Genomic DNA, 23324 nt, shown 5'->3' on the forward strand with positions numbered 1-23324 from the left:
TCCTCACTGCCCGAACCCCGGCTCGCTCGCCATGCGCACCGCTTCGCGCGCGGCGGCGATCAGCGCGCCGGCCTTTGCCTTGCATTCGGCGAGTTCGGAATCGGGGTCGCTGTCAGCGACGATGCCCGCACCGGCCTGCACATGCATCACTTCGTCCTTTACCACCGCAGTGCGCAGGACGATGCACGAATCGACCGACCCGTCAGGTGCGAAATAGCCTACGCCTCCGGCATAGGCCCCGCGCGTTTCGGGCTCTAAACCGCCGATAATCTCGCAGGCGCGGATTTTTGGAGCGCCCGACACGGTGCCTGCTGGAAACCCGGCAAACAAAGCATCGAGTGCGTCTTTATCTTCGGCGAGGCGGCCCACCACATTCGATACGATGTGCATCACATGGCTATAGCGTTCGATAGTGAAGCTGTCTGTGACCTCCACGCTGTCGCGCGCCGCCACCCGGCCAACATCGTTGCGGCCCAGATCGAGCAGCATCAGATGCTCAGCGCGCTCTTTGGGGTCGGCCAGCAGGCTGGCTTCGTTGGCGTCGTCTTCCGCGCGATTTGCCCCGCGCGGCCGGGTTCCCGCGATCGGGCGGATCGTGACCTCGCCGTCCCTGACCCGCACGAGAATTTCGGGTGAGGAGCCGACGATGGCAAATCCGGGCAGATCAAGGAGATAGAGAAACGGCGAAGGATTGACCCGCCGCAGCGCTCGATACAGCGCCAGAGGGGGCAGGGTGAAGGGGCAGGTAAAGCGCTGCGCCAGCACCACCTGAAAAATGTCGCCCGCGACGATGTAATCCTTCGCCTGCGCCACCATCGCCTTGTAATCATCGCCGCTCATGACCGGGATAAGCTCTGGCTCCGGGCCTTGGTGGGCGGCACCGACTTCAGGCAAACGCGGCTGGGCAAGCGCGCGCAGGGTTTCATCGATCCGTTCGCCCGCGCGGGCGATGGCAACCTCGGCATCGAATGCATTCCAGATCGGCGCGATGCAGAACATTTCGTCACTCAGGCCGTCAAACACAAGGATTACCGTGGGGCGGACGAACAGCATGTCGGGCAGCGCCAATGCGCTTGGCGCAGCGCGGGGGAGTTTTTCGACAAGGCCGATGGTCTCATATCCGAAATAGCCAACCAGACATGCGAGCGCCGGGGGTAGAGCAGCTTCAGCTTCGGCGGACATCGCGATCCGGCACGACGCAGCAAGCGCGCGCAATTCGTTGAGCGCGTGACCCGCGCAAGGCTCAAACGCATTGCGGTCACTCTGCCAACGACGGTTGATCGCCGCTGCGCCCTCGCTCGCCCGGAACACCAGATCGGGATCAAGGCCGAGCAGGCTGTACCGCCCGCGCACTTCGCCGCCTTCAACCGATTCGAGCAGGAAGTCGCCGCGCCCCGGTTCGATCAGCGCCCGCGCTGCGCCGACCGGTGTGTCGCAATCCGCAACCACGCGCCGCCACACCAGCGCCGGTTCGCCGCGCGACAACGCTGCGGCAGCGTCCGCCGCATTCTCCAGCCCTGATAAAGCGGAGGAAGGAGTGCCAGAGAAAGGCGTCACGCTTCGATATTAGCTGACGAGCGCGCCATTCAGCTTTCGCCCGCCAAAGCCTTGCGCAGGGTTTCGATGGCCTCGGCATTGCGCTCCACGCCGACTTCCTCGCGGATGGCGCGGGCCAGCTGAGCGTTGTATTCCCCCACCAATGCCGGTGCGAGCTGTTCGCGGGTTTGCGCCAGCAATACTTCATTGCCTTCAATCGGGTCGGTTTCGATCTTGTCGAGATCAACCACATACCAGCCGATATTGTTCGCATCCTCGAGCACTTTGGTCGAACCGCGAGCCATTGAGAACAGCAGCACCAGCGGCGGGGGGATGCGCCGATCCTGTGCTGACAACAGCTCTGACCGGCGCAGGCTTATATCCTCGATCTGGTTCAGCGCGGCATTCTCTTCGCGCATGGCGTCGCGCATGCTCTTGCCGCCGCGCACTGCCGCAAGCACACGCTTGGCAGCTTGACCGGCGAGTTTGTTACCTTCGAACCGGCGCCAATCGCGGGTCACCGCGTCGCGCACCTGCGCCAAAGGCGGCGCGGCGCTTTCAGTGACGTCGGACACGTCAAAGATCAGGAATTGCACGCCTGGCACCAATTCGGCGAGCTGCGGTTCGCTTTCGTCCATCTGGAACGCGGTGTCGAGGATCGGGCGCAGGCCCGGATTGATCCCTTGCTGCAAATCGCCAAACACCTGGCCATCGGCCATGACATTGGTGACGACATTGATTTCCAAACCGAATTCGGTCGCCACATCGGTCAGCGAAGTGCCCGAATCGACCTGCTCCTCAATCCTGGCGCTAAGGTCGATCAGTGCCCCGGCGAGCGCTTCTTCCTGCAATTGCTGGACAATCTCGTCGCGCACCTGCGCCAGGCTGCGGGCGGGCGTGCGCTCAATGTCGTCAACCCGCGCGACATACCATCCCAGCGTTGATCGGGCCGGTTCGGCGATCGCGCCTTCTTCTGTTGCGAAGATGTTTTCAGTCATGGCGAAACTGGTCGCGGTGGCCATCGCCTCGCGGTCGCGCAGGTCACCCGACGACACCTGAAATCCCGCTTCTTGCGCCGCCGTTTCGAGCGAGGTGCCCCCGCGAATTCGGGCAACGAGTGCGCGCGCACCCTGTTCGGTGGGCACGACAAACGAACTGATCGCCCGGCGCTCCGATGCACCATATTGGTCCGCATTCTCGGTAAAGCGCGCTGCAATCTGTTCATCGCTGGGGTTTACGTCGGCGTCGACATCATCCGCGCCAAATGCGGCAAAGCGGATCGTGCGGCGTTCAGGTTCGATGTAATCGGTGCGGTTGTCGCGGTAATAGCTGCTTAGCTGCTCATCGCTCGGATCGCGGGTGGGAGCATAGGTCTGGCTGGTCACCAGACCGATCTGGCCTTCGCGCCGTTCCAGCACCAATGCCGCATATTGGCGCGCAGCGGCCTCGGGCATTTGCGGCGCGGCAAAGGCCGGGCGCAACAGTTGCTGCGCGAGCAGGCCGTCGCCAATATCCTTGCGCAGGATCGTATCGGTGATCCCCTGACGGCGCAGCGCCGCGAGATAAGTGGCTTGGTCAAAATCGCCCGTGAGATTGCGGAACGCAGAGATTTTCAGGATTTCGCTGTTGATCAGATTGTCGCCCGCGCGCAGCCCATATTGCTGTGCGAAAATACCCACGGCATAACGATCAATCAGCAGGTCCAACTCCCCTTCGAGCCCGCCGCCTGCGACGAATCGCGGCATGGTGATAGTCGGGTCCTGATCGCGGGCGCGGGTCAGCGCATTGTTCATCGCGCCGGTCATTTCGATGCTGGTGATGGCATCATCACCGACCACGGCGATCTTGTCATCGCCGGTCAGTCCGCCAAAAGTGCTCGAACCGCTGATGTCGCTGGCGGCAAACGCCAAGGCCACGATAATGAGAAAGCCGATAAAGATCGGCAGGCCGATTTTCGACTGAAAGAAATTGCGGAACATCGAAATCATTTGAGGCTCTTCCCGGTCTTCGTCGTCTGGCGTTGTGGTTGCGGCCCGTTACTGGCGCGCTGGATCTGTATTATCCCGGCTGAAATCTGCGAGTCTGGCGGTATTGTGACGCGCAAGTCGGGCCGGTGCAGCGCTTTATCGGCCCTGCGCCTTCGCGGCAACAGGTTGGCGCAGCTTTTGACTAAAACTCATGTCTCGGCTAGCGGACGCGGCCCCTCGATCCTAAATCGAGGCTTCAGAATCATAACAAAGCTCTCTCTTTTCAGGAAATCGTGATGTCATCGCGGCCCTATATCGTTGGAAACTGGAAAATGCACGGCACCCGCGCCATGCTTTCCGAAGCGCGCGCAATCGACCGCGCGGCGCAGCGTCATATGAAAGTCGAGGTGGCGATTGCGCCGCCCTATACCCTCATCCACCCGGTCCACCGTGAGGCGGAGCAGATTGCGGTGGGCGCGCAGGATTGCCATGAGCAAGAGGGCGGGGCCTTCACCGGCGAAATTTCTGCAGCGATGATCGCCGATGCGGGCGCGAAATTCGTGATTCTGGGTCATAGCGAGCGCCGGACGCATCACGGGGAAAGCGACGCGCTGGTGCGGGCCAAGGCCGATGCGGCGCTGGCTGCGGGCCTGCGGGTCATCATGTGCTGCGGTGAGAGCGCGAAAACTCGTGAAATGGGCCGCGCTGTGGCTTTTGTCAAAAAACAGCTCAAAGCCTCGCTACCACCGCAAATCGAATCGGCGGCGGAAAAGCTGTCGGTTGCCTATGAACCTATCTGGGCGGTGGGCACCGGCAATGCCGCGACGCCGGACAACATTGCCGAAATGCACGGGGTGATCCGGGCCTTGTTGGTGTCGCTTTACGGAGAAGAGCAGGGTGCCAAGGTCCGCATCCTCTATGGCGGTTCGGTAACGCCCGGAAATGCAGCGGAAATCCTGAGCGTTGACGGGGTAGATGGTGCGTTGGTCGGCGGGGCGAGTCTGACGGCGGACAGCTTCATGGGCATCGCTCTTGCGGCGACGGAGGCGGACGATAGTTGATTGCTGGCGGAGCGCAGCGGCCCTGTCGCAGCACAATGGGATATGGCACCCGGTCCGGGGCGTGTTTTCCAAGAAGTCTGCCACACCGCTTGCCGTTGCGCCTGCGCATCCCTAAGTGCGCTGCAATCCTTTCTAGCTTAGAAGAAACCCATGTCGCTGTTTATCATCCTTACCGTAATACAGGCCATCGTGGCCGCTGCGCTGGTCGGCGTTGTTCTGATGCAACGTTCCGAAGGCGGGGGCCTTGGCATTGGCGGCAATCCTTCGGGCGCGCTGGGCGCGCGCGGAGCTGCGGATTTCCTGACCCGTTCAACCCGCTGGCTGGCGGTGGCATTCGTTGGGTTGTCGATCGTCCTTGCCGCATTTGCAGTGGCCGAATCGCGGGTCGAAGTGTCATCGGACCTTGACCGTGACGTTTCGGTCCCCGGTGCTGGCGATCTGCTGGGCGAACCTGCCGGCGGACCTGCTGAAGCTTCTGCGGGAACGGCACCGGCAGGCAGCGCGGCGACAGCCGATGATCTGCTGGGCGAACCGGCGGGCGCGGTCGAAGCTCCGGCGGCGGCAGGCGAAGACCCGCGCGCCGAATAAGCGGCGCGAACCTTACCCTTATTGCAGATGCTTGTGGATTGCGGGCCAAGCCCGGTGCAATTCGCTTGCCCCGAATCCATTCAAACGCTTAAGGCTCGGCTCCCATGGCGCGGTACATATTTATCACCGGCGGCGTGGTCTCCTCGCTCGGCAAAGGTCTCATGGCGGCAAGCCTTGCCGCGTTGCTTCAGGCTCGCGGTTACAAGGTCCGCATCCGCAAATTCGACCCCTATCTCAACGTCGATCCGGGCACGATGAGCCCGTATCAGCACGGTGAGGTCTATGTCACCGATGACGGGGCAGAAACTGACCTTGATCTGGGGCATTACGAACGCTTCACCGGCGTCTCCGCGCGGCAGAGCGACAACATCACCTCGGGCCGGGTTTACCGCGATATCATCGCCCGCGAACGGCGCGGCGATTACCTTGGCGCTACGGTGCAGGTCATCCCGCATGTGACCGATGCGATCAAGGAGTTTGCGCTCGCCGATCAGGACGATCACGATTTCATTCTGTGCGAAATTGGCGGCACCGTTGGCGATATTGAGTCGCTGCCATTCATGGAAGCGATCCGGCAGCTGCGCAATGAACTGGAACCGCTGCAAACGCTCAGCGTCCACGTCACGCTGGTGCCCTATATTGCCGCGGCGGGCGAATTGAAGACCAAACCAACGCAGCATTCGGTGCGCGAACTCGCCAGTTTGGGGATAAAGCCGGACGTCTTGCTGTGCCGCGCCGAACATCCGATCCCGGAGACCGAGCGCCGCAAGATCGCCAATTTCTGCAACGTTCGTATGGAGGCGGTGATCCCCGCGCTTGATGCGCCGTCAATCTATTCGGTGCCGCTGCAATATCACCGCGAAGGGCTTGATGCCGAAGTGCTGCGCGGTTTTGGCATCACCGATGCGCCAGCGCCTGACCTGTCGGCGTGGGACGATGTGACCGATCGCTATTTCAATCCCGAAGGCGAAGTGACGATTGGTGTTGTGGGTAAATATGTCGGCCTGCCCGACGCCTACAAAAGCCTCAACGAAGCGTTGATCCACGGCGGGCTCGCCAACCGGGTCAAGGTCAACATCAAATGGATCGACGCCGAAATCTTCGAAGGCGAGGATGAAAGCGAGATCGTGTCCGCGCTGGAACCGATGCACGGTATTCTGGTGCCCGGCGGTTTTGGCGAGAGGGGCAGCGAAGGCAAGATTTCCAGCGTCCGCTTTGCCCGCGAACGCAAGGTGCCGTTTTTCGGCATCTGTCTGGGCATGCAGATGGCCTGTATCGAAGGCGCGCGCGAAGCTGGTTTCACAGATGCATCCTCCACCGAATTCGGGTCCACGCAGCAGCCCGTGGTTGGCATCATCAGCGAATGGATGAGCGAAGAGGGACTGCAACAGCGCCAGGAGGGCGGCGATCTGGGCGGCACAATGCGGCTCGGTGCCTATGAGGCAAAGCTGGCTGGCAACAGCCACACTGCGCGCATGTATGGCGGTGCGGAGGTGATTTCGGAACGACACCGCCACCGTTACGAAGTCAACAGCGCCTTTATCGCTCCGCTGGAGCAACAGGGTCTGGTGTTTTCGGGTATGTCCCCTGATGGCCTGTTACCTGAAATTGTCGAACGTCCGGACCATCCATGGTTTGTCGGGGTGCAGTTCCACCCTGAGCTGAAATCACGGCCGTTTGATCCGCATCCATTGTTTGCGGGCTTCATCGCTGCGGCGCGGGATCAATCCCGACTGGTCTAATGTTCGCGCTCGATTCGTTGGCAGGGACCGCGACGGTGGGATCCTGTGACGGCTGCACTTCCGCATACCATCAGATCTGGTGGATTATGCGATGTTATCTGTCGTGTTTTTACAAAGCTGTGAAATTCCCCTTGCATCATCGGGGCATAGGGCCTTACCCCTCTACCCCTACAGGTTTTCGTAAGGGCAGGGGGCTAACAATTAAGCCGCTTTCGAAGACCGGTCAGGGGTTGATAAAGATCATATCGGGTTTCGCAGCCGCCGAAAAACATTCGGCATTCAATGCTTTGCTGCACCGAACTCGAACCGGAGTTGACCGTCTTCTGCGACCCGGACGGTCAGGGCTGGACGAGGCGACTTTCGAGTCGCGGGGGCAGGTTCGAAAGAACCGCCCCCATTTTTTGTCATGGATGTCGATGATTTGGCGCAGGAGCCATTGCCCCTGCGCCGTAACTATAATCAAGTCGCCGTAATCAGGCGGCGTCTGCTTCTTTCTCGCCGCGCGAATCCGGCACTGCGGTCAGTGTCGCTGCGCCGTTCACCGAGATCTTTTTCGGCTTCATCGCCTCTGGCACTTCGCGCACCAGATCGATTACCAGCAGACCATCAGCCAGATCGGCGTTTTCGACGCGGACATAATCGGCTAGCTCGAACCGCCGTTCAAACCCGCGATTGGCGATGCCGACATGCAGCAATTCGGCGCCGTCGTCAGCCTCTTCGCGCTTCTTGCCCTGCACGGTGAGTAGGTTGGCCTGCGCCGTAATCTCGATATCGTGCGGGCGGAAACCGGCCACCGCAAGCGTGATGCGGTAATTGTCTTCGCCGCTTTTCGAAATGTTGAAGGGGGGATAATTGTCGCCCGAACTGGCGCGGGCCTGACTTTCGAGCATGTCAAACAGCCGGTCAAACCCGACTGTGCTGCGGCGATAGGGGGTAAAATCAAGACGTGACATAATTCAAATCCTCCGTTTTGAGCAATTTGTATGGTCAAGCAGACCTGCATCTTGCAGCGTCCGCCCATTGCCGCCGGCGATTGTTCCCCAAAGACTGGCGGAACCCGGCGACACACCCTAGTTAGGGCGGGCGCAAAAGCTTTCAAGAGGCCTTTTCAGGCGGCCAAAAGAGATCGGAGATGAACGTGCCGACTATCGACATCTACACCAAATTCACCTGTCCCTTCTGCGTCCGCGCCAAACGGCTGCTGAGTGAAAAGGGTGCGGAGTATAACGAACACGACATCACCATGGGCGGGCCAAAGCGTGATGAAATGCTCGCCCGCGCGCCGCAGGCTCGCACGGTGCCGCAGATTTTCATCGGCGATGTGCATATCGGCGGATCGGACGATCTTGCGGCGCTTGCAGCATCGGGCGAACTTGATACGCTGCTGGCGGGCTAGGGCGGGCAATTGCCGAAGATAGCCCTTCTCCAGATGAATTCGGGGATCGACCCGGAGGCAAATTTTGGCGTGATCGAAAATGCCGCCCGCGAAGCCAAAGCAGGCGGAGCGGAGGTGCTGTTCACCCCGGAAATGTCATTGCTGCTTGATCGCAACCGCGAACGCGCAAGGGGCTGGATTGAAAGCGACGCCCCTGCCGAATTCGCATTTCGGATAGGTCAAATCGCCGCGCGGTGCGACATCGACATCGCGCTTGGCTCTATGCCGGTGTCCACTACCAGCGGCAAATGGGCCAATCGGTCGTGCTATTTCTCCCGCAAACTCGAACGCTGGGTGACCTATGACAAAATCCACATGTTCGACGTTGACCTTGCGTCGGGCGAAACATGGCGCGAGAGCAGCGCTTATGAAGCGGGCGGGGAAGTGGTCAGCATGGATGATACGCCGCTTGGCCGGCTTGGGCTGACGATCTGTTATGACTTACGGTTCCCTGCGCTGTTTCATGCGCTCGGACAGCGCCGCTGCGATGCCATTGCGATCCCTGCCGCCTTCACTGTGCCAACCGGCAAAGCGCATTGGCATGTCATGTTGCGCGCCCGCGCGATCGAGGCGAGCGCTTTCGTGGTCGCCGCTGCACAAGTCGGCATGCACGAAGACGGACGCGAAACCTTTGGACACTCGCTGGTGGTCGATCCGTGGGGCGAAGTGCTGCTGGATATGGGCGGAGAGAGGCCGGGCCTCGCGTTCTGCGAAATCGACCTGGCGCGCATTGACGAGGTTCGCGCGCAGGTGCCGAGCCTTGCCAACGCCCGCGAAATCCCCAATTAGATCATTATCATGATCGTTTTTGATCTTCACTGCAGTGATGGCCACCGGTTTGAAGGCTGGTTCGGTTCATCTTCCGATTATGAGGCGCAATTGGCGCGCGGTCTGGTTTCGTGCCCGGAATGTGGGACGTCAGAGGTCAGCAAGTCAGTGATGGCCCCCGCCGTGTCAGCCAAGGGCAACCGCGCGGTTGCGGTTCCCACGCCGTCATCCCGGCCGCAATCCGAGGCGCAAACGGTGCTGCCAGCAGGCGCTCATCCGATCGCCAATACGCCGATGCCCGCCGAGGTTCAGAAAGCGCTGAAATCGCTCGCCAAGGCGCAGGCAAAAGCGTTGAAGAACAGCACCTGGGTGGGCAAGGATTTCGCCGCCCGTTCGCGCGCAATGCATTACGGCGAACAGGATCAGGCCCCGATCCATGGTCAAGCCAGCCTTGCAGAGGCAAAGGCGCTGCTCGACGAAGGGGTTGAGGTCGCGCCGCTGCCGTTTCCGGTCGCCGCACCAGACGAACTCAATTGATTGGTAGCGACGCAATGCTATGGGGAACCGGGCAAAGGATGTGACCCCGTAGCTCAGCCGGATAGAGCACCAGATTCCTAATCTGGGGGCCGCGCGTTCGAATCGCGCCGGGGTCACCAACTCTCCCCTAACTGCGGACATGAACACGCTGCGCATGCCAGCTCAGCGCGGTTATCCCAGCGGATATACCCAGCAGCAAAACGCATGTTCCCGCCCAACCGGCTGTGTCATAGACGCTTGTCGCGGCGAGGCTGCCCATCGCTCCGCCCAAAAACATGAAGACGATATAAGCTGTCGTCAGCCGGGTGCGGATCGCAGGCTCCAGCACGAGGAATGTCATGCGTCCGGCGACATCAATCGACGGGCCGACAATGTTCATGATGAGCAGCGGGACCAGTAAAGCCCATACGTTCCAGCCCAGCGGATACAGCAAAGCGGTGCCGGTCAATTGTGCGATAGCCGCGAACATCCGCGCGCGGCGCGGGCCAATCCTGTCGGCCCAGCGCCCCAGCCTTGGAGTCGAAAATATGCTGATCGCTGCAATTCCGGCTAGATAGCCGACCGTATCGACTCCGTAACCCATCGCTGGGCTGGTCATATGCAGCGCCAGCGCCAGCCAGGTTGCGGTGAAGGATGCGAAGTTCAATCCCTGGATCAAAGCCGAAACCAGCATGTCGCGGTGGAATCGCGCCAGCGTGAAGACCGAGAGAATAAGCGCGCCGTAACTTACCTGCGGAACCTTTCGCACTGCGCCTTCGCTGCGCATGGTCAGCGGTAGCAACAGCGTCACGCCTGCCATCAAGGCAAAGGCGCACCAATAGATGGTTCGCCAGCCGAAATGCTCCGCCACAATTCCCGCACCGACCCGCGCGACCAGAATACCGAAGATAACTCCGGCGGTCAGCAGCGCTGTCACCTGACCCAATCGCTCTGGCGCAACCCGCTTCGATGCGAAAGCCGGGATAAGGTAAGGCGCAATCGTCACAAAACCGAGCAGCGTCGAGGCCAGCGTGAAAAGCACAAACCCCTCTGCCAGCGCCATGCCGAGCATAAACACGCTCTGTGCGGCGACGAAACCGATGCACAGCACCTTGTTCGAATAGCGGTCCCCCAGCGGCAGCAACAGCAATATGCCCAGCGCCAGTGCCAATTGGTTGAGCGCAGGAACGATACCGATGCGAGCGTCGCTCACGCCGAAATCGCGCGCGACTTCGCCGATGATGGGGTGAATGTAATACGCATTGGCAGTGACGACCGCGACCGTCACTGCCAATGCGTATTCCTGACCCCGGCTTAGGTAAGCCGGAGTCGCTTCGGCGGGCGCCGCGTTCAGAGGAATCCGGCCTTTTTGGCCGTGTCGATCACCCCTTGCGCGAGTTCCGCCGGGCGGTCTTCCTGACAGAAATGGCCGCATTTCGGCAGCATCGTATGGGGCATATTTTGCGCGCCCTTGATCCGATCAATCAAAGGCTGCGCCAGCCCGCCAGTGATCGGATCGTCTTCGCCAAACAGCGTCAGAAATGGCTTGTCATACGCCGCCAGACCTTCCCACGCGGCTTTATTCTGGGCGATCCCCTCCATTCCGTCTTCGACCGGGACAAGCTGCGGAAACGCGCGCGCTCCGGCCTTGCTAGGTTCGTCGGGGAAGGGCGCGTCATAGGCCGCGATCTCCGCGTCGGTGCGAGTGGTTGCGGTCGCGCGCTGCAGCAATTCGCCGATCTTGAATTCAGGCGAGGATTTGGCAAATTCGCGCCACATCAGGAACGCGGGCGAGGGGGTGCCTCCGGTCGGCAGGAAAGTGTTGCTGGCCACGACGCAGGCAAACCGCTCCGGCTCTTCGCCCACCATCCGCAGGCCCAGCAATCCGCCCCAATCCTGACAAAACAGCGCGGCCGGGCCGGGCACGACCGCTTCGCGCCATTGTTTCAGCCAGTCGATATGCCGGTCATAGCTGTAAAAGCTGGCATCGTCAGGCTTGTCGCTTTTGCCAAACCCGATGAGGTCGGGGGCAAGGCAACGAAACCCTGCTTCGACCAGTGTCGGGATCATCTTGCGATAAAGATAGCTCCAGCTTGGCTCGCCATGCAGCAACAGGACGGGCGGGGCATCAGCAGGCCCTTCATCGAGATAATGCATCCGCCCGGAAAAGCCGTCTCCGAGATCGATGTCGGTCCAATTTTCGGCGAACGGGTAATCGGGGATCGCGGCAAAGTTCGCGGGGTCAGCTTTCAGGATTTGCATGATTCTCATCTCCTCTACCAGGAGATCAGTAGCACTAAAAAACTGAATGCGAAGCCTCAGGCTGCCTCATCCAAAGCCGCTCCGATCGGAACCCGTTGTTTGAACGTATGCGTGACATAGGGGAACGGAATTTCGATCCCTGCGTCATCCAGCGCACGTTTGATGGCCCGCACCACCTGATCGCGGTTGAGCACCGTTTCCGCGCCTGAGGAGGCCGCCCACCACCGAACCATGAAATCAACCGAACTGGAATTGAATGTGTCAGCAAGCACTTGAATGCCTTCGTCCTGATCCACCAGATCAACGCTTTCGACCGCGCTGCGGATAGCGCGTTCAGCCTCGTCCAGGTCGGTGTCATAGGATACGCCAATCACCACTTCGTAGCGGCGGATTGGCCTGTCGGTGAAAATCTCAACCGGATTGCCGAACAATTGGGCGTTGGGCAAAATGTGAAGCTCGCCCGAAAATGCGCGAATATGTGTCTCGCGCAGGCTGATATATTCGACCTTGCCGTGAATATCCTGCGTCTTGATCGTATCGCCAATCTGCATTTTTTCGCGCAGCATGATCATCACCCCGGCGAGGAAGTTTTCGAAGAAGTCCTGAAATGCAAAGCCGATGGCCACTGCGCCGATACCCAGTCCGGCGATCAATCCCGCCGGGCTGAAATCCGGAAAAACGACAATCGCCGCGACCATCAATCCGCCGATCCAGATACCCAGCCGCACCAGCGTTTTCAGCAAATTGCGGAGCGAAGGGCGCAGTTCGGTCTTACCGACTAGACGGGCGCTGATACCGCCTGCGCCTTTGGCAGTGAGCCATGTGATCAGCACGATCACAAAGGCGATGAGGATCGTCGGCAGCGCTGCGACTGCGCCTTGCGCCATGGCGTTGATTTGGTCCGTCAAAATTTCAAGCATCATTGTTTCGCTAAACCCCTAGTTTGTTACACAATGGGTCAGGGGCAATGAAGGTTCCAAGATTCATCCGCGGTATTCAGGGATATTTATCGATTGAGGCAGGTGGACTTGCGGATCGTAGGCAGGCAATCACTCGCCAGTCACAGGGATCTAGGCTGCGCATGAACACGGAAACCGAACATCTCGCCGAAATTCGCCGCGCCGTGCGCGCGCTGTGCGATGATTTTCCGGGTGAGTATTGGCGCGCCAAGGACGCCGCGCGCGAATATCCGGGCGAATTTGTCGATGCATTGACGCGGGCGGGTTTTCTGGCGGCGCTGATCCCAGCGGAATTCGGCGGCAGCGGGCTAAGCCTGGATGAGGCCTGCGTCATCATGGAGGAAATTCAGGCAAGCGGTTGCAACGGCAGCTCTGCCCATGCGCAAATGTATATCATGAACACGTTGCTGCGCTATGGCAGCGAGGCGCAAAAGGCACGCTACCTGCCGCAGATCGCTTTGGGGGAATTGCGGCTGCAAGCGTTTGGTGTTTCGGAACCGGGCAGCGGAACCGACACTCTCAGCCTTAAAACCCGCGCGATCAGAGACGGCGATGAATATGTCGTATCGGGTCAGAAAATCTGGACCAGCCGCGCTGAACATTCCGATCTCATGTTGCTGCTCGCCCGCACCACGCCGCGCGAACAGGTGGAAAAAAAGACCGACGGCCTGTCGATATTTCTGGTCGATATGCAGGCGGCGCTGACAAGCGGCATGAGCATCAAGCCGATCCGCACGATGATGAATCATTCCACCTGTGAGGTGTTCTTTGACGATCTGCGCATTCCCGCATCGGCATTGGTCGGGGAAGAGGGCAAGGGCTTTCGCTATATCCTGTCGGGTATGAATGCCGAACGCATCCTGATTGCAGCGGAATGCATTGGCGATGCCAAGTGGTTTGTCGAACAGGCGCGCAAATATGCCGGCGATCGCACTGTCTTTGCGCGGCCCATCGGACAGAATCAGGGTGTGCAATTCCCGATTGCGCGTTGCTATGCCCAAATGCGCGCGGCCGAATTGATGGTCCACCATGCCGCGCGGGTCTATGATGAAGGCGGCAATCCGGGCGAGGAAGCCAATATGGCCAAATTGCTCGCCTCCGAAGCCAGCTGGGCGGCGGCGGATATGTGTGTGCAGACCTTTGGCGGCTTCGGCTTTGCAGAGGAATATGATGTCGAACGCAAATTCCGCGAGGCACGGCTTTACACCGTCGCACCGATTTCGACCAATTTGATCCTGTCCTATCTGGCGGAGCATGTGCTGGGCTTGCCGCGCTCTTACTAATCGACTGGTTCATGCGGTTTTTGAGGGAATTTCGGGGATTGCACCGCATTTTGCTTGATGCGGTGCGTTAACTGTGATTCTGTGCGCATCGGATCGGGGAAACTTTCAATGCGCAGACCACCACGGGAGCATGTCAAACAGGCGTTGGCGCTGGTGGTGCTGGTTGTGCTGACTGTTTCGGCCATTGCAGGGCCAACCGGGCTGCTCGCTTGGGCTGAGAACAGTGAGGCGCTGGAACAGCGCAAGGCCCGTATCACGGTGCTGACGGAAAAGCGCAATGCGCTGCGCAACCGGGTCACCTTGCTCGATCCTAAAGGTGCCGACCCCGATCTGGTGAGCGAATTGATCCGCGAAGATCTGGGCGTGATTCATCCTGATGAGATTGTGGTTACGCTGGAAGCCGAATAACGGGCGAAGCTAAGCCTTTGGCCCTTCAGGTTGCCGGGCTGGTATAGTTTAACCGTTCTGGCGAATCTGATGGGCAGCGTGCTGCTTGACGTTGCGTAATTCTGATCGGGGCGCTTATAGGTGGCGTGACGCAGGGCGCGCGCGGCATCCACCAATGCGGCGCAGCGCAGTTTGAGAAGGAACCTGAATTTTGGCCAAGAAACCCGCTGCCAAACCCGCTGCCAAATCCGCATCCGGCTCGGCCTCTGCGTTATCGCCCGACGATCCCGATTTCGCCCTTCATTCGCTGCAGCAGGAATTCGAGGCCGCAAAGAGCTATGCCGCTACCGACGAACAATTGCTCGAATTCTATCGCCAGATGCTGCTCATTCGCCGGTTTGAGGAAAAAGCCGGGCAACTTTACGGCCTCGGCCTGATCGGCGGGTTCTGCCATCTCTATATCGGACAGGAAGCGGTGGCGATCGGTTTGCAATCCGCACTCGACAATGACCGCGACAGCGTCATTACCGGTTACCGCGACCACGGCCACATGCTCGCCTATGGGATCGATCCCAAGGTCATCATGGCCGAATTGACCGGGCGCGAAGCCGGCATTTCCAAAGGCAAGGGCGGCTCGATGCACATGTTCAGCACCGAACATAAATTCTACGGCGGTCATGGCATTGTTGGTGCGCAGGTCGCGCTGGGCGGGGGCCTTGCCCTTGCTCACAAATACAAAGAAGACGGCGGACTGTGCCTTGCCTATTTCGGCGATGGCGCGGCCAATCAGGGGCAGGTTTACGAAACTTTCAACATGGCCGCATTGTGGAGCCTGCCGATTGTGTTCGTGGTTGAGGACAACCAATACGCTATGGGCACAGCCAGCGCGCGGTCTTCGGCGGAGACCCGGTTTCACCGGCGCGGCACCGCTTTCCGTATTCCCGGCATGGATGTTGACGGCATGAATGTGCTCGAAGTGCGCGCCGCTGCCGAAGTGGCGTTCAAGCATGTGCGCGAGGGCAAGGGGCCAGTGCTGATGGAGCTGAACACCTATCGTTATCGCGGACATTCGATGTCTGACCCGGCCAAATACCGCACCCGCGACGAGGTGCAGGAACAGCGTGAGAAGTTCGATCCGATCGAGCGGCTGAAAAAGACCCTGATCGAGGGAGGCCATGACGAAAGCGACCTTAAGGACATCGACAAGAATATTCGCAAGATCGTGACCGAAGCGGCAGATTTCGCGGAAAGCTCAGCCGAGCCGGGTCCGGCGGAACTCTACACCGACATTCTGGTGGAGAATTACTGATGGCTATCGAAATCAAAATGCCCGCGCTTTCTCCAACTATGGAAGAAGGCACGCTCGCCCGCTGGCTCAAGGCGGAAGGCGACCGGGTCGAACCCGGTGACATCCTTGCCGAGATCGAAACCGACAAGGCAACGATGGAATTCGAAGCCATCGACGAAGGCGTGCTGACCAAAATCCTGATCGCCGAAGGGACCGAGAATGTCGCTGTGGGCGCTGTGATTGCTCACATGCAGGGCGAAGGCGATGATGAGCCCGCACCCGCATCAGCGTCCGACCAGGCAGAGCCTGAGCCAGCCCCTGCCGAAGCGGAAAAGAAACAACCTTTGGAAAGCTCCGGCAAAGCCAATGGCGCGCCAGTCGCAAGAACCGATCCCGCAATCCCCGAGGGCACCACTTTCACCAGCACTTCGGTGCGCGAAGCCCTGCGCGATGCCATGGCCGAAGAAATGCGCGCCGATGACCGCGTGTTCGTGATGGGTGAGGAAGTCGCCGAATATCAGGGTGCCTACAAGGTGACGCAGGGCCTGCTCGCTGAATTCGGACCAAAGCGGGTGATCGACACGCCGATCACCGAATATGGCTTTGCCGGGATCGGCAGCGGCGCGGCAATGGGCGGGCTGAAACCCATCGTCGAATTCATGACCTTCAATTTTGCCATGCAGGCGATTGACCACATCATCAATTCGGCGGCCAAGACCAATTATATGAGCGGAGGGCAAATGCGCTGCCCGATCGTGTTTCGCGGCCCGAATGGAGCGGCGAGCCGGGTGGGTGCGCAGCACAGCCAGAATTACGGTCCATGGTATGCCAGCGTGCCCGGCCTGATCGTCATCGCTCCTTATGACAGCGCCGATGCCAAGGGGTTGATGAAGGCTGCCATCCGCAGCGAAGACCCGGTCGTCTTCCTTGAAAACGAACTGGTCTATGGCCGCAGTTTCGACGTGCCTGACATTGACGATTACGTCCTGCCGATTGGCAAGGCGCGGATCGTGCGGGAGGGCAAGGACGCGACCATCGTGACCTATTCCATCGGCGTCTCAATGGCACTGGAGGCGGCAGAAACGCTGGCAGGTGAGGGGATTGACGCAGAGATTATCGACCTGCGCACCTTGCGTCCGCTCGACAAACGAGCAGTGCTGGACAGTCTTGCCAAAACCAATCGCCTGGTGGTCGCGGAAGAAGGTTGGCCGACCTGCTCCATTGCCAGCGAGATTATTGCGATCTGTATGGAAGAAGGATTTGACGATCTCGACGCGCCAGTTCTGCGGGTGTGCAACGAGGACGTGCCGCTACCCTATGCCGCGAACCTCGAAAAGCTGGCGCTGATCGACGCTGCGCGCATCGCCGAAGCGGTGCGGAAAGTGTGCTACGTCTGACGGGTTAACAATGCAGGGCGCGCATGGTGCAAGACGCCCCCTGCAAACTTGGTTCAGATCGGGCGATCAGCCGAATAGGTACCGCAACTTGCAACCGGTGCCGCCGGGTTTGTCTGATAGATCTGTGTCAAGTCACGGGCGTCACGGACGTTGAACGCGGCCGAATATTCAATTTCCGTGTCGCCAAAAAATTCGAACGGGGTGACTGGTTCATAGGTGTAGGACACTTCGACAAACATCACCGCCGTCCCGCTGCTGGCGCGGATGCGGGGCGATCCCATGCCGAGAAAGCCGGTACCGCTCGCGCCAGTGCCCTCGGTGCCGTATTTGGACACAAAGGCTTTGGCACCGCGGCACCTTTGCCAGGCGATCCATTGGCCGCCATCGGCGTTCATTTGCAGGCTGGAAAGGACGATGCGGCCCTGACCAAAAATATCGTAATTTCCGCCAAGCTTTTCCGCGCCGATAAAGGTCCCGTTGACGTCATCCTCGTAGATCTTGCGGGCGACAAGGACATCTTGCTCCCCTACCCGTGAAGCGTTGTCGGCCACCTGCATGGCAATCTGGCTGACCTGCATATGGGTTATGGTGAAATAGGCGGTTTCTGTGCCCAATAGACCCATACCCAGCACAAGCGGCGCGCTGAAGGCGAATTCAACCATGGCGACGGCGGATTCGTCTCTGCGCAGCGGGCGGAGCCGGATGGCGCAGCGCTTTGCCGAACGCCGCGCGGATCGGATCATACTCGCAATCATCAGCTGCAATTCCCTGTGTTAACCGAAACGTCCTGTTGGTCGTATGGCTGGTTGCGCAGCACGGTTGATGCTCGCAGTTCAACATTTTGGGGCAATCCGGCGAGGCCATACATCGGGAACAGGCGGGGGTACGAAACGACCGCAGTATACAAAACCGCGTCCCGCGCACCGCCAATACCCGTTTCCCCGCGATTGGCGTCCCATTGGCCATTGCCGTTTGAATCGACAAACGGTTCATTGTCGTTGCAGGCACCGTCGCCATTGTTGTCGGTGTATTCTTCTTCTTCGCCAATATCTTCAAAGTCGAAATGCGAAAGTTTTTCGAGCGTGACCGTGGCGGAATCGGGCACGACAATTTGAACTTCGGAAATCACTCTTGCATCAATCGCGCTTTCGCTGCTGCCGGCACTTTCCAATGTGAGATCGCGTCCGGCCTTTTGGATTGCGCCATTCATCAACGCCGATGTGTATTGCGAATGCGCCATGTCGAACACGCCCATGATCATCAGGATCAGGATCGGCGCGACAAAGGCGAATTCTGTCAGCGTTGCACCGTCACTGTCGCGGCGGAGACGGGAAAGGAGAGGTGCGCCGATCATTGCGTCAACCTCAAAGCGGCAATCTGCTGCGCAATTTGCCGGAACTGCGCGGTCAATGTCGCAGTGTCGTTGGCCTGGAATGCGCGGCCGGGGGTGGCGCAATCAATCAAGTTCTGGGTCAGATTGGTGCCAAATGCGACAACCCAGACCGAAACATTCTCATTGCGTGCAGCGCGGCAGGCAGCCTGGAAGCGCTCCGCATGGCGGATATCAGCCTGCCCGGTGCTGCCGTCGCTGGTTACGCGCCGGTCCCACCATTCGACGCCGTACATGCCATAGACCTCGTTATTGGTCGAAAGCTCGCCATCGGTCATGAACACGATGTGGCGCGAAATGGCGTCGCCATTGGGCGCGGTCGCATTGTCGGCGGCAAAGATGCCGCGTGGGCTGATAAAGCGCGCGCCCCAGATCATGCCAAAGTCATGATAGGTGCTGCCTGCAGCGATCAGCGCGTTGACATAGGTCTGCAAATCCGCGCGGCTGATTTCTTCGAGGCGGAAAGCGGGCCTTGGGCAGTAATAGCCAGGCCGATTTTCATTGGTTGTCTGCGTGAGGTGATTGAGCGTGTTGTTTGATCCATCCTCGCGCTTCCACACGGCGTTGCGCAGCACAGGCTTCCAATATTCGGTCGGATCGTTGGGGACGAGGTTGATGTCGAGATCGTTCGCGCCCGCCGGAACCGGGTTAAAAGTGGCGGCGGCAACCGTGTTCGCCTCTTCAACGCAGCCATCCCAGGTTACGGTTTCATTGGCGAAGTTCAATCCGGTCGGGAGGCTGATCTGATTATCGTCGTAAAGCGTTGTGAGGTCCCAAGTCACTGGCTTGTAAACCCAAGTGAACTCCCGGTTTTCTACCCGCCCTTCGGTTTCAGTGATCGTCGAGGGAGCGTCATAGGTTTCATGCCGGTAGAAAAGCTGGCAGCGCTCGCTTCCGCCGTAATAATATCCTCCGTCGAATTGGAATCGTTCATATTTGACCACGCCGTTATACGTGGTGGTGCGGGGGTCGCTTCCCGATTGGGACACCTGCGTCCAACCGCTTTGGTTGCTCGAAACGTAAATATCTGATCGGCTGTTGATCAAGGCAACGCATTGATCATAGGTGACCCCGTAATTGTTCGTTTCGGGGCGGCCCTGATATTGGTAATTATAGCCGCTGCCCGTGCGAGTGTAGGCATAGGATTGGGTTTCATACGTGTAGGTGATAATTTCGTCACCTTCACGCGATTGGTAGGTGTGGCTTTGTGCCAGCCACGCAGGATTTGCCGCAGCCAGTTCTGCGCCGACATTCACGTTGGAGGAATAGGGGACCACACCGTAACGCACCTGGGCGCTCGCCGAAGTGGCATCCTCCACCGTGTCGTAGAACGTCATCACTGCTTCGCGCAGACCAGAAATCCTAGAGCCCGAACATTCGACCCAATTGCCGCCTGAGGTGCCGCAGTCGGAGCCATCCGGCTCCCATGCCATTGAACCGGTAACGTCCAGCACAAGCATGATGTCAGTATTCGAAATATTGATATCTGCGGTGCATTCGACGCTGATGTTGAATTCGTTATACCCGAAAGCACCCATGATCGTGGTGGGCAATTTGACGCTGGCGGTGCCTTTGACCTCACCATCCGCGGTTGCGGCATAGGCGCGTGTCCGATTGGTCGAACCGAAAGTGTTGCTGGGAAAATTGTTGTTGAAGAACTGGTTGCCAATCGTCCGGTGCGCCGATGTAAACGCATCGTCATCCATGGCACGCCGCGCTGCGAGCGCGCCGGCGTCGCATGCCGCCTGCAACCTCGTTTCGGTCATGTAATACCGGCTCGCATCAACCCCGCCGCCGACCATCGCCATCAACGGAACAAGCGAAGCCGCAGCAATGGCGATGGTGTTCGCGGTCTTGTCCTTTGCAATCTTGCGAAACAAGGATTGGCGTGTGTCGGTTGTGTGTCCCATGGGTGCACGTCCTCAGGTCAATCCCGCCGCAAAATGGCACGGGATCTCGAATATGTCGGAGGGTGATAGCCCAAGGCTGGTAAGGGGATTGCGAAGCATTGTGGTAAACAAGTGATTACCCAAGGGGGAGACCCTTAACTTCGTTCATGCAGGTAAGGGGGGATCGCTCGCATGCTTGACAATAGCTGCGCTTTTCAGGCTATCAGCGCCCCTGATGACCGCCGGATCAACCGAAAATCTTCCCGCCGAAGCGGTAATCGCCATCGCGCATACGCCGCCAGAACTGCGCGGCGCGTTAACGATATTGTTTGAACTTGATCAGCGGCTCGCACGGATTGTGGCGGCCACAACAGAGCCGATGCTGGGCCAAATGCGGATCGCGTGGTGGCGCGATGTTCTGGCAAAGCCAGCGCCTGATCGCCCCGCTGGCGACGCAGTGCTCGATGGGATCGGCGCGCATTGGATGGGGCGCGAGCGGGCTTTGCTCGATCTGGTTGATGGCTGGGAGCATATGCTTGCCCCGCCGCCGTTGGGAGAGGCGGATGCGGAGGCGCTGATATCGGCCCGGTGTGAGGCAATTCTTGCGGTGTTTGGGGTGCATGACGGGGACACTACTACGTCTTTTGAAGCGGCTGCACGTGTCTGGGCTATCGCTGATGTGACGGCAAAAGTTTCGCATCCTGAAGAGCGGGCGCTTATGCTGCGCCTCTGGCAACGTCAGCCTGCGCTTTCGGAACGCCTTCCGCGAAAGGCGCGTGGATTGGCGGTCCTTGGTGCGCTGGGCGCTCGTGCGCTCAAGCGGGGCGGGCGGCCGATGATGGAAGGCAGAGCCGCGTCACTCATTGCGACAAGAGCCGCTATCCTGGGTCGATAGATACGTGTATTCCCTTATCAAAACTGGTCGTGAGGGAAGCAATGCGTCAAGTTGTGCTGGGTGTCTTTGTCGGTCTGATCCTCGCCGGGGTCGGCGTATTCTGGTGGCAAGGCCGCGCGCAGGTTGAAAGCAACGCCCCGCCGCCTCCCGTAGCAGAAGAGGCAGCCATAGACCCCGATCTTCTTCCCCAAGTGGACCCCGGCGACATCACTGGCCCCGCGCCGCCACAGGCCAGCGAGTTGACCCGCGAGGAGCGCCGGTTTTTCCGATATGACCGTAACCGCGACCGGATAATCACCCGCAATGAAATGCTTTCCAGCCGTTCGGACGCCTTTCGCAAGCTTGATATTGATGGCAACAATCTGCTGACGTTTGAGGAATGGGCGGTGACCACGGCGGATCGGTTCGATGCGATGGATGGCAATGGCAATGCCGAACTGACGCCAGCGGAATTCGCAACCTCAGCGCCAAAACCGGGGCCGCGCAGACCGGCCTGCCGATGCTAGGCCCATCGGGCTAAACCAGCGCACGCGTTTCGATATTGGTCAGCCAACGCTGCAAATCTGCCTTTCCCCGAGATGTGTAGGCTTCCTTGCGGGCTTTCTTCCTTACCTCGTGCAAAGGCGGAAACAGTCCGAAATTGACGTTCATCGGTTGAAACGTATCGGCCTCCGCATCGCCGGTGATATGGCTTAACAACGCGCCCAGAGCCGTGGTCGCAGGCGGCGGCGTCCACTGGCGTCCTGCCAGCTCATGCGCGGCCATCATGCCAGCGATCAGACCGATGGCAGAACTTTCGACATAGCCTTCGCACCCGGTAATCTGCCCGGCAAACCGCACATGCGGCGCAGACCTTAACCGCAATTGGCGGTCCAGAAGCCGGGGTGAATTGAGGAAGGTGTTTCGGTGCAGCCCGCCCAGCCGCGCAAATTCCGCATTCTCCAGCCCTGGTATCGTGCGAAACAATTCGACCTGCGCGCCATATTTCAGCTTGGTCTGAAACCCGACCATGTTCCACAAAGTGCCCAGCTTGTTGTCTTGCCTGAGCTGCACAACGGCATAAGGCCAACGGCCCTGCGGGTGTTCTTCATTGGTGTCGTATGGGTTGTCCAGCCCGACGCCTTTCATCGGGCCATAGCGCAAGGTTTCCACTCCGCGCGCCGCCATCACCTCGATCGGCATACAGCCATCGAAATAGGGCGTGTCCGTCTCCCATTGTTTGAATTCAGTCTTTTCGCCGAGCATCAGGCCTTGGTGAAAGGCAAGATATTGCTCCTTTGTCATCGGGCAATTGATGTAATCGCCGCCCTCGTTCGAAGCCTCGGTCCGTTTGTTCCAGCGTGATTGAATCCAGCACTTTGACATGTCGATGCTGTCGCGGTGAATGATCGGGGCGATGGCGTCGAAAAATGCCAGCCGTTCCTCACCAGTGGACGATACGATGCTTTGCGCCAGCGCTTGCGCAGTCAACGGGCCGGTTGCGACAATGGTGAGTCCGGCCAAGGGCAGTTGGTCCACTCTTTCGCGCACGATAGTGACGCAGGGGTGATCGTTGAGCGCCTTCTCCACCTCAGCAGAGAACACGTCCCGGTCAACCGCCATAGCGCTTCCCGCAGGAACCCGCGCGACTTCGCCCGCGCGCATGACAAGGCTGTCCAGTTCGCGCATTTCATGATGCAACAGGCCGACGGCGTTGCTGGTATCATCGTCAGAGCGAAACGAATTGGAACACACCAGTTCTGCCAGACCGTCGGTCTGATGCGCAGGGGTCATATCGCCCGACCCACGCATTTCGGAGAGGCGCACCTTTATCCCGCGCCGGGCAAGCTGCCATGCGGCTTCTGAACCGGCGAGCCCGCCGCCGATAATGTGGACATCGTATGTGCTCGAAATGTGCGTCATGGCGGGCGAGGTAATTGCGTGCTAGCCGCTCGGCAAGGTCGCAATTTGCGAAGGGGTGG

The 23324-nt window shown here is 59.5% G+C and carries 22 protein-coding genes and 1 tRNA gene; 13 read left to right on the plus strand and 10 right to left on the minus strand.

Annotation, left to right across the window (positions count from 1 at the left end):
* Positions 1-3: 3 nt before the first annotated feature.
* Both trpE and ACM64M_RS08710 read right to left on the minus strand, forming a co-directional pair.
* Positions 4-1515 (minus strand): anthranilate synthase component I, encoded by a 1512-nt coding sequence (gene trpE / locus ACM64M_RS08705; protein ID WP_416228400.1) that lies wholly within the window; start codon positions 1513-1515, stop codon positions 4-6.
* Between the two features lie 71 nt (positions 1516-1586).
* Entirely contained in the window at positions 1587-3524 is a 1938-nt protein-coding gene (locus tag ACM64M_RS08710) for a peptidyl-prolyl cis-trans isomerase (protein ID WP_416228293.1), read from the minus strand.
* Between the two features lie 275 nt (positions 3525-3799).
* Here ACM64M_RS08710 and tpiA point away from each other — a divergent pair, with 275 nt between their 5' ends.
* The 3 genes from tpiA to ACM64M_RS08725 all read left to right on the plus strand — a co-directional run bounded on the left by tpiA (position 3800) and on the right by ACM64M_RS08725 (position 6894).
* The gene (gene tpiA / locus ACM64M_RS08715; RefSeq protein WP_416228294.1) at positions 3800-4564 is read left to right on the plus strand and encodes a triose-phosphate isomerase; all 765 of its coding nucleotides are present in this window, start codon (positions 3800-3802) and stop codon (positions 4562-4564) included.
* Positions 4565-4714: 150 nt separating this feature from the next.
* Complete coding sequence (secG, locus tag ACM64M_RS08720) at positions 4715-5152, plus strand: preprotein translocase subunit SecG (RefSeq protein WP_416228295.1); 438 nt, start codon at positions 4715-4717, stop codon at positions 5150-5152.
* 104 nt (positions 5153-5256) lie between these two features.
* Positions 5257-6894: a CTP synthase gene (locus ACM64M_RS08725; RefSeq protein WP_416228296.1), complete on the plus strand. Its 1638-nt coding sequence runs from the start codon at positions 5257-5259 to the stop codon at positions 6892-6894.
* 473 nt (positions 6895-7367) lie between these two features.
* Here ACM64M_RS08725 and ACM64M_RS08730 read toward each other — a convergent pair whose 3' ends face one another.
* On the minus strand, positions 7368-7847 hold the full coding sequence (locus ACM64M_RS08730) for an Hsp20 family protein (protein WP_416228297.1): 480 nt from the start codon (positions 7845-7847) through the stop codon (positions 7368-7370).
* Between the two features lie 179 nt (positions 7848-8026).
* Here ACM64M_RS08730 and grxC point away from each other — a divergent pair, with 179 nt between their 5' ends.
* The 4 genes from grxC to ACM64M_RS08750 all read left to right on the plus strand — a co-directional run bounded on the left by grxC (position 8027) and on the right by ACM64M_RS08750 (position 9753).
* On the plus strand, positions 8027-8290 hold the full coding sequence (gene grxC, locus ACM64M_RS08735; protein ID WP_416228298.1) for a glutaredoxin 3: 264 nt from the start codon (positions 8027-8029) through the stop codon (positions 8288-8290).
* 33 nt (positions 8291-8323) lie between these two features.
* A complete protein-coding gene (locus tag ACM64M_RS08740; RefSeq protein WP_416228299.1) occupies positions 8324-9118 on the plus strand; it encodes a carbon-nitrogen hydrolase family protein in 795 nt (264 codons plus the stop codon).
* A gap of 9 nt (positions 9119-9127) precedes the next feature.
* Positions 9128-9634 (plus strand): DUF1178 family protein, encoded by a 507-nt coding sequence (locus ACM64M_RS08745; RefSeq protein WP_416228300.1) that lies wholly within the window; start codon positions 9128-9130, stop codon positions 9632-9634.
* A 42-nt stretch (positions 9635-9676) separates the two neighbouring features.
* Positions 9677-9753, plus strand: a tRNA-Arg gene (locus ACM64M_RS08750).
* A gap of 8 nt (positions 9754-9761) precedes the next feature.
* Here ACM64M_RS08750 and ACM64M_RS08755 read toward each other — a convergent pair.
* From ACM64M_RS08755 to ACM64M_RS08765, 3 genes are all read right to left on the minus strand, one after another.
* Positions 9762-10901: an MFS transporter gene (locus tag ACM64M_RS08755; protein WP_416228401.1), complete on the minus strand. Its 1140-nt coding sequence runs from the start codon at positions 10899-10901 to the stop codon at positions 9762-9764.
* A 62-nt stretch (positions 10902-10963) separates the two neighbouring features.
* A complete protein-coding gene (locus ACM64M_RS08760; RefSeq protein WP_416228301.1) occupies positions 10964-11875 on the minus strand; it encodes a haloalkane dehalogenase in 912 nt (303 codons plus the stop codon).
* Between the two features lie 56 nt (positions 11876-11931).
* Entirely contained in the window at positions 11932-12798 is an 867-nt protein-coding gene (locus ACM64M_RS08765) for a mechanosensitive ion channel family protein (RefSeq protein ID WP_416228302.1), read from the minus strand.
* A 158-nt stretch (positions 12799-12956) separates the two neighbouring features.
* On the opposite strand from ACM64M_RS08765, the gene ACM64M_RS08770 reads away from it, so the two are divergent.
* The 4 genes from ACM64M_RS08770 to ACM64M_RS08785 all read left to right on the plus strand — a co-directional run bounded on the left by ACM64M_RS08770 (position 12957) and on the right by ACM64M_RS08785 (position 17189).
* Positions 12957-14117: an acyl-CoA dehydrogenase family protein gene (locus ACM64M_RS08770; RefSeq protein WP_416228303.1), complete on the plus strand. Its 1161-nt coding sequence runs from the start codon at positions 12957-12959 to the stop codon at positions 14115-14117.
* Between the two features lie 108 nt (positions 14118-14225).
* On the plus strand, positions 14226-14525 hold the full coding sequence (locus ACM64M_RS08775; protein ID WP_416228304.1) for an FtsB family cell division protein: 300 nt from the start codon (positions 14226-14228) through the stop codon (positions 14523-14525).
* A gap of 190 nt (positions 14526-14715) precedes the next feature.
* Positions 14716-15813 carry a pyruvate dehydrogenase (acetyl-transferring) E1 component subunit alpha gene (gene pdhA, locus ACM64M_RS08780; protein ID WP_416228305.1) on the plus strand — a complete coding sequence of 366 codons (1098 nt, stop codon included), beginning with the start codon at positions 14716-14718 and terminating at the stop codon, positions 15811-15813.
* A complete protein-coding gene (locus ACM64M_RS08785) occupies positions 15813-17189 on the plus strand; it encodes a pyruvate dehydrogenase complex E1 component subunit beta (protein WP_416228306.1) in 1377 nt (458 codons plus the stop codon). The genes pdhA and ACM64M_RS08785 overlap by 1 nt, the downstream gene beginning before the upstream one ends.
* A 53-nt stretch (positions 17190-17242) precedes the next feature.
* Here ACM64M_RS08785 and ACM64M_RS08790 read toward each other — a convergent pair whose 3' ends face one another.
* Genes ACM64M_RS08790 through ACM64M_RS08800 form a run of 3 tightly spaced genes read right to left on the minus strand, consistent with a single transcriptional unit; the run spans position 17243 to position 20489 of the window.
* The gene (locus ACM64M_RS08790; RefSeq protein ID WP_416228307.1) at positions 17243-17932 is read right to left on the minus strand and encodes a TadE/TadG family type IV pilus assembly protein; all 690 of its coding nucleotides are present in this window, start codon (positions 17930-17932) and stop codon (positions 17243-17245) included.
* A gap of 11 nt (positions 17933-17943) precedes the next feature.
* Entirely contained in the window at positions 17944-18543 is a 600-nt protein-coding gene (locus ACM64M_RS08795) for a TadE/TadG family type IV pilus assembly protein (RefSeq protein WP_416228308.1), read from the minus strand.
* A complete protein-coding gene (locus ACM64M_RS08800) occupies positions 18540-20489 on the minus strand; it encodes a pilus assembly protein TadG-related protein (RefSeq protein ID WP_416228309.1) in 1950 nt (649 codons plus the stop codon). Before ACM64M_RS08800 ends, ACM64M_RS08795 begins: the two co-directional genes overlap by 4 nt.
* Positions 20490-20703: 214 nt before the next feature.
* On the opposite strand from ACM64M_RS08800, the gene ACM64M_RS08805 reads away from it, so the two are divergent.
* Both ACM64M_RS08805 and ACM64M_RS08810 read left to right on the plus strand, forming a co-directional pair.
* On the plus strand, positions 20704-21363 hold the full coding sequence (locus tag ACM64M_RS08805) for a hypothetical protein (RefSeq protein ID WP_416228310.1): 660 nt from the start codon (positions 20704-20706) through the stop codon (positions 21361-21363).
* Positions 21364-21404: 41 nt separating this feature from the next.
* Positions 21405-21869 (plus strand): hypothetical protein, encoded by a 465-nt coding sequence (locus ACM64M_RS08810; RefSeq protein WP_416228311.1) that lies wholly within the window; start codon positions 21405-21407, stop codon positions 21867-21869.
* 10 nt (positions 21870-21879) lie between these two features.
* On the opposite strand, the gene trmFO is transcribed toward ACM64M_RS08810, so the two are convergent.
* Positions 21880-23265, minus strand: coding sequence for a methylenetetrahydrofolate--tRNA-(uracil(54)-C(5))-methyltransferase (FADH(2)-oxidizing) TrmFO (gene trmFO, locus ACM64M_RS08815; RefSeq protein WP_416228312.1), 1386 nt, complete (start codon positions 23263-23265; stop codon positions 21880-21882).
* Between the last annotated feature and the right edge of the window lie 59 nt (positions 23266-23324).

The sequence above is a fragment of the Qipengyuania sp. ASV99 genome (genome assembly GCF_047872805.1).
Lineage (GTDB): Bacteria > Pseudomonadota > Alphaproteobacteria > Sphingomonadales > Sphingomonadaceae > Erythrobacter.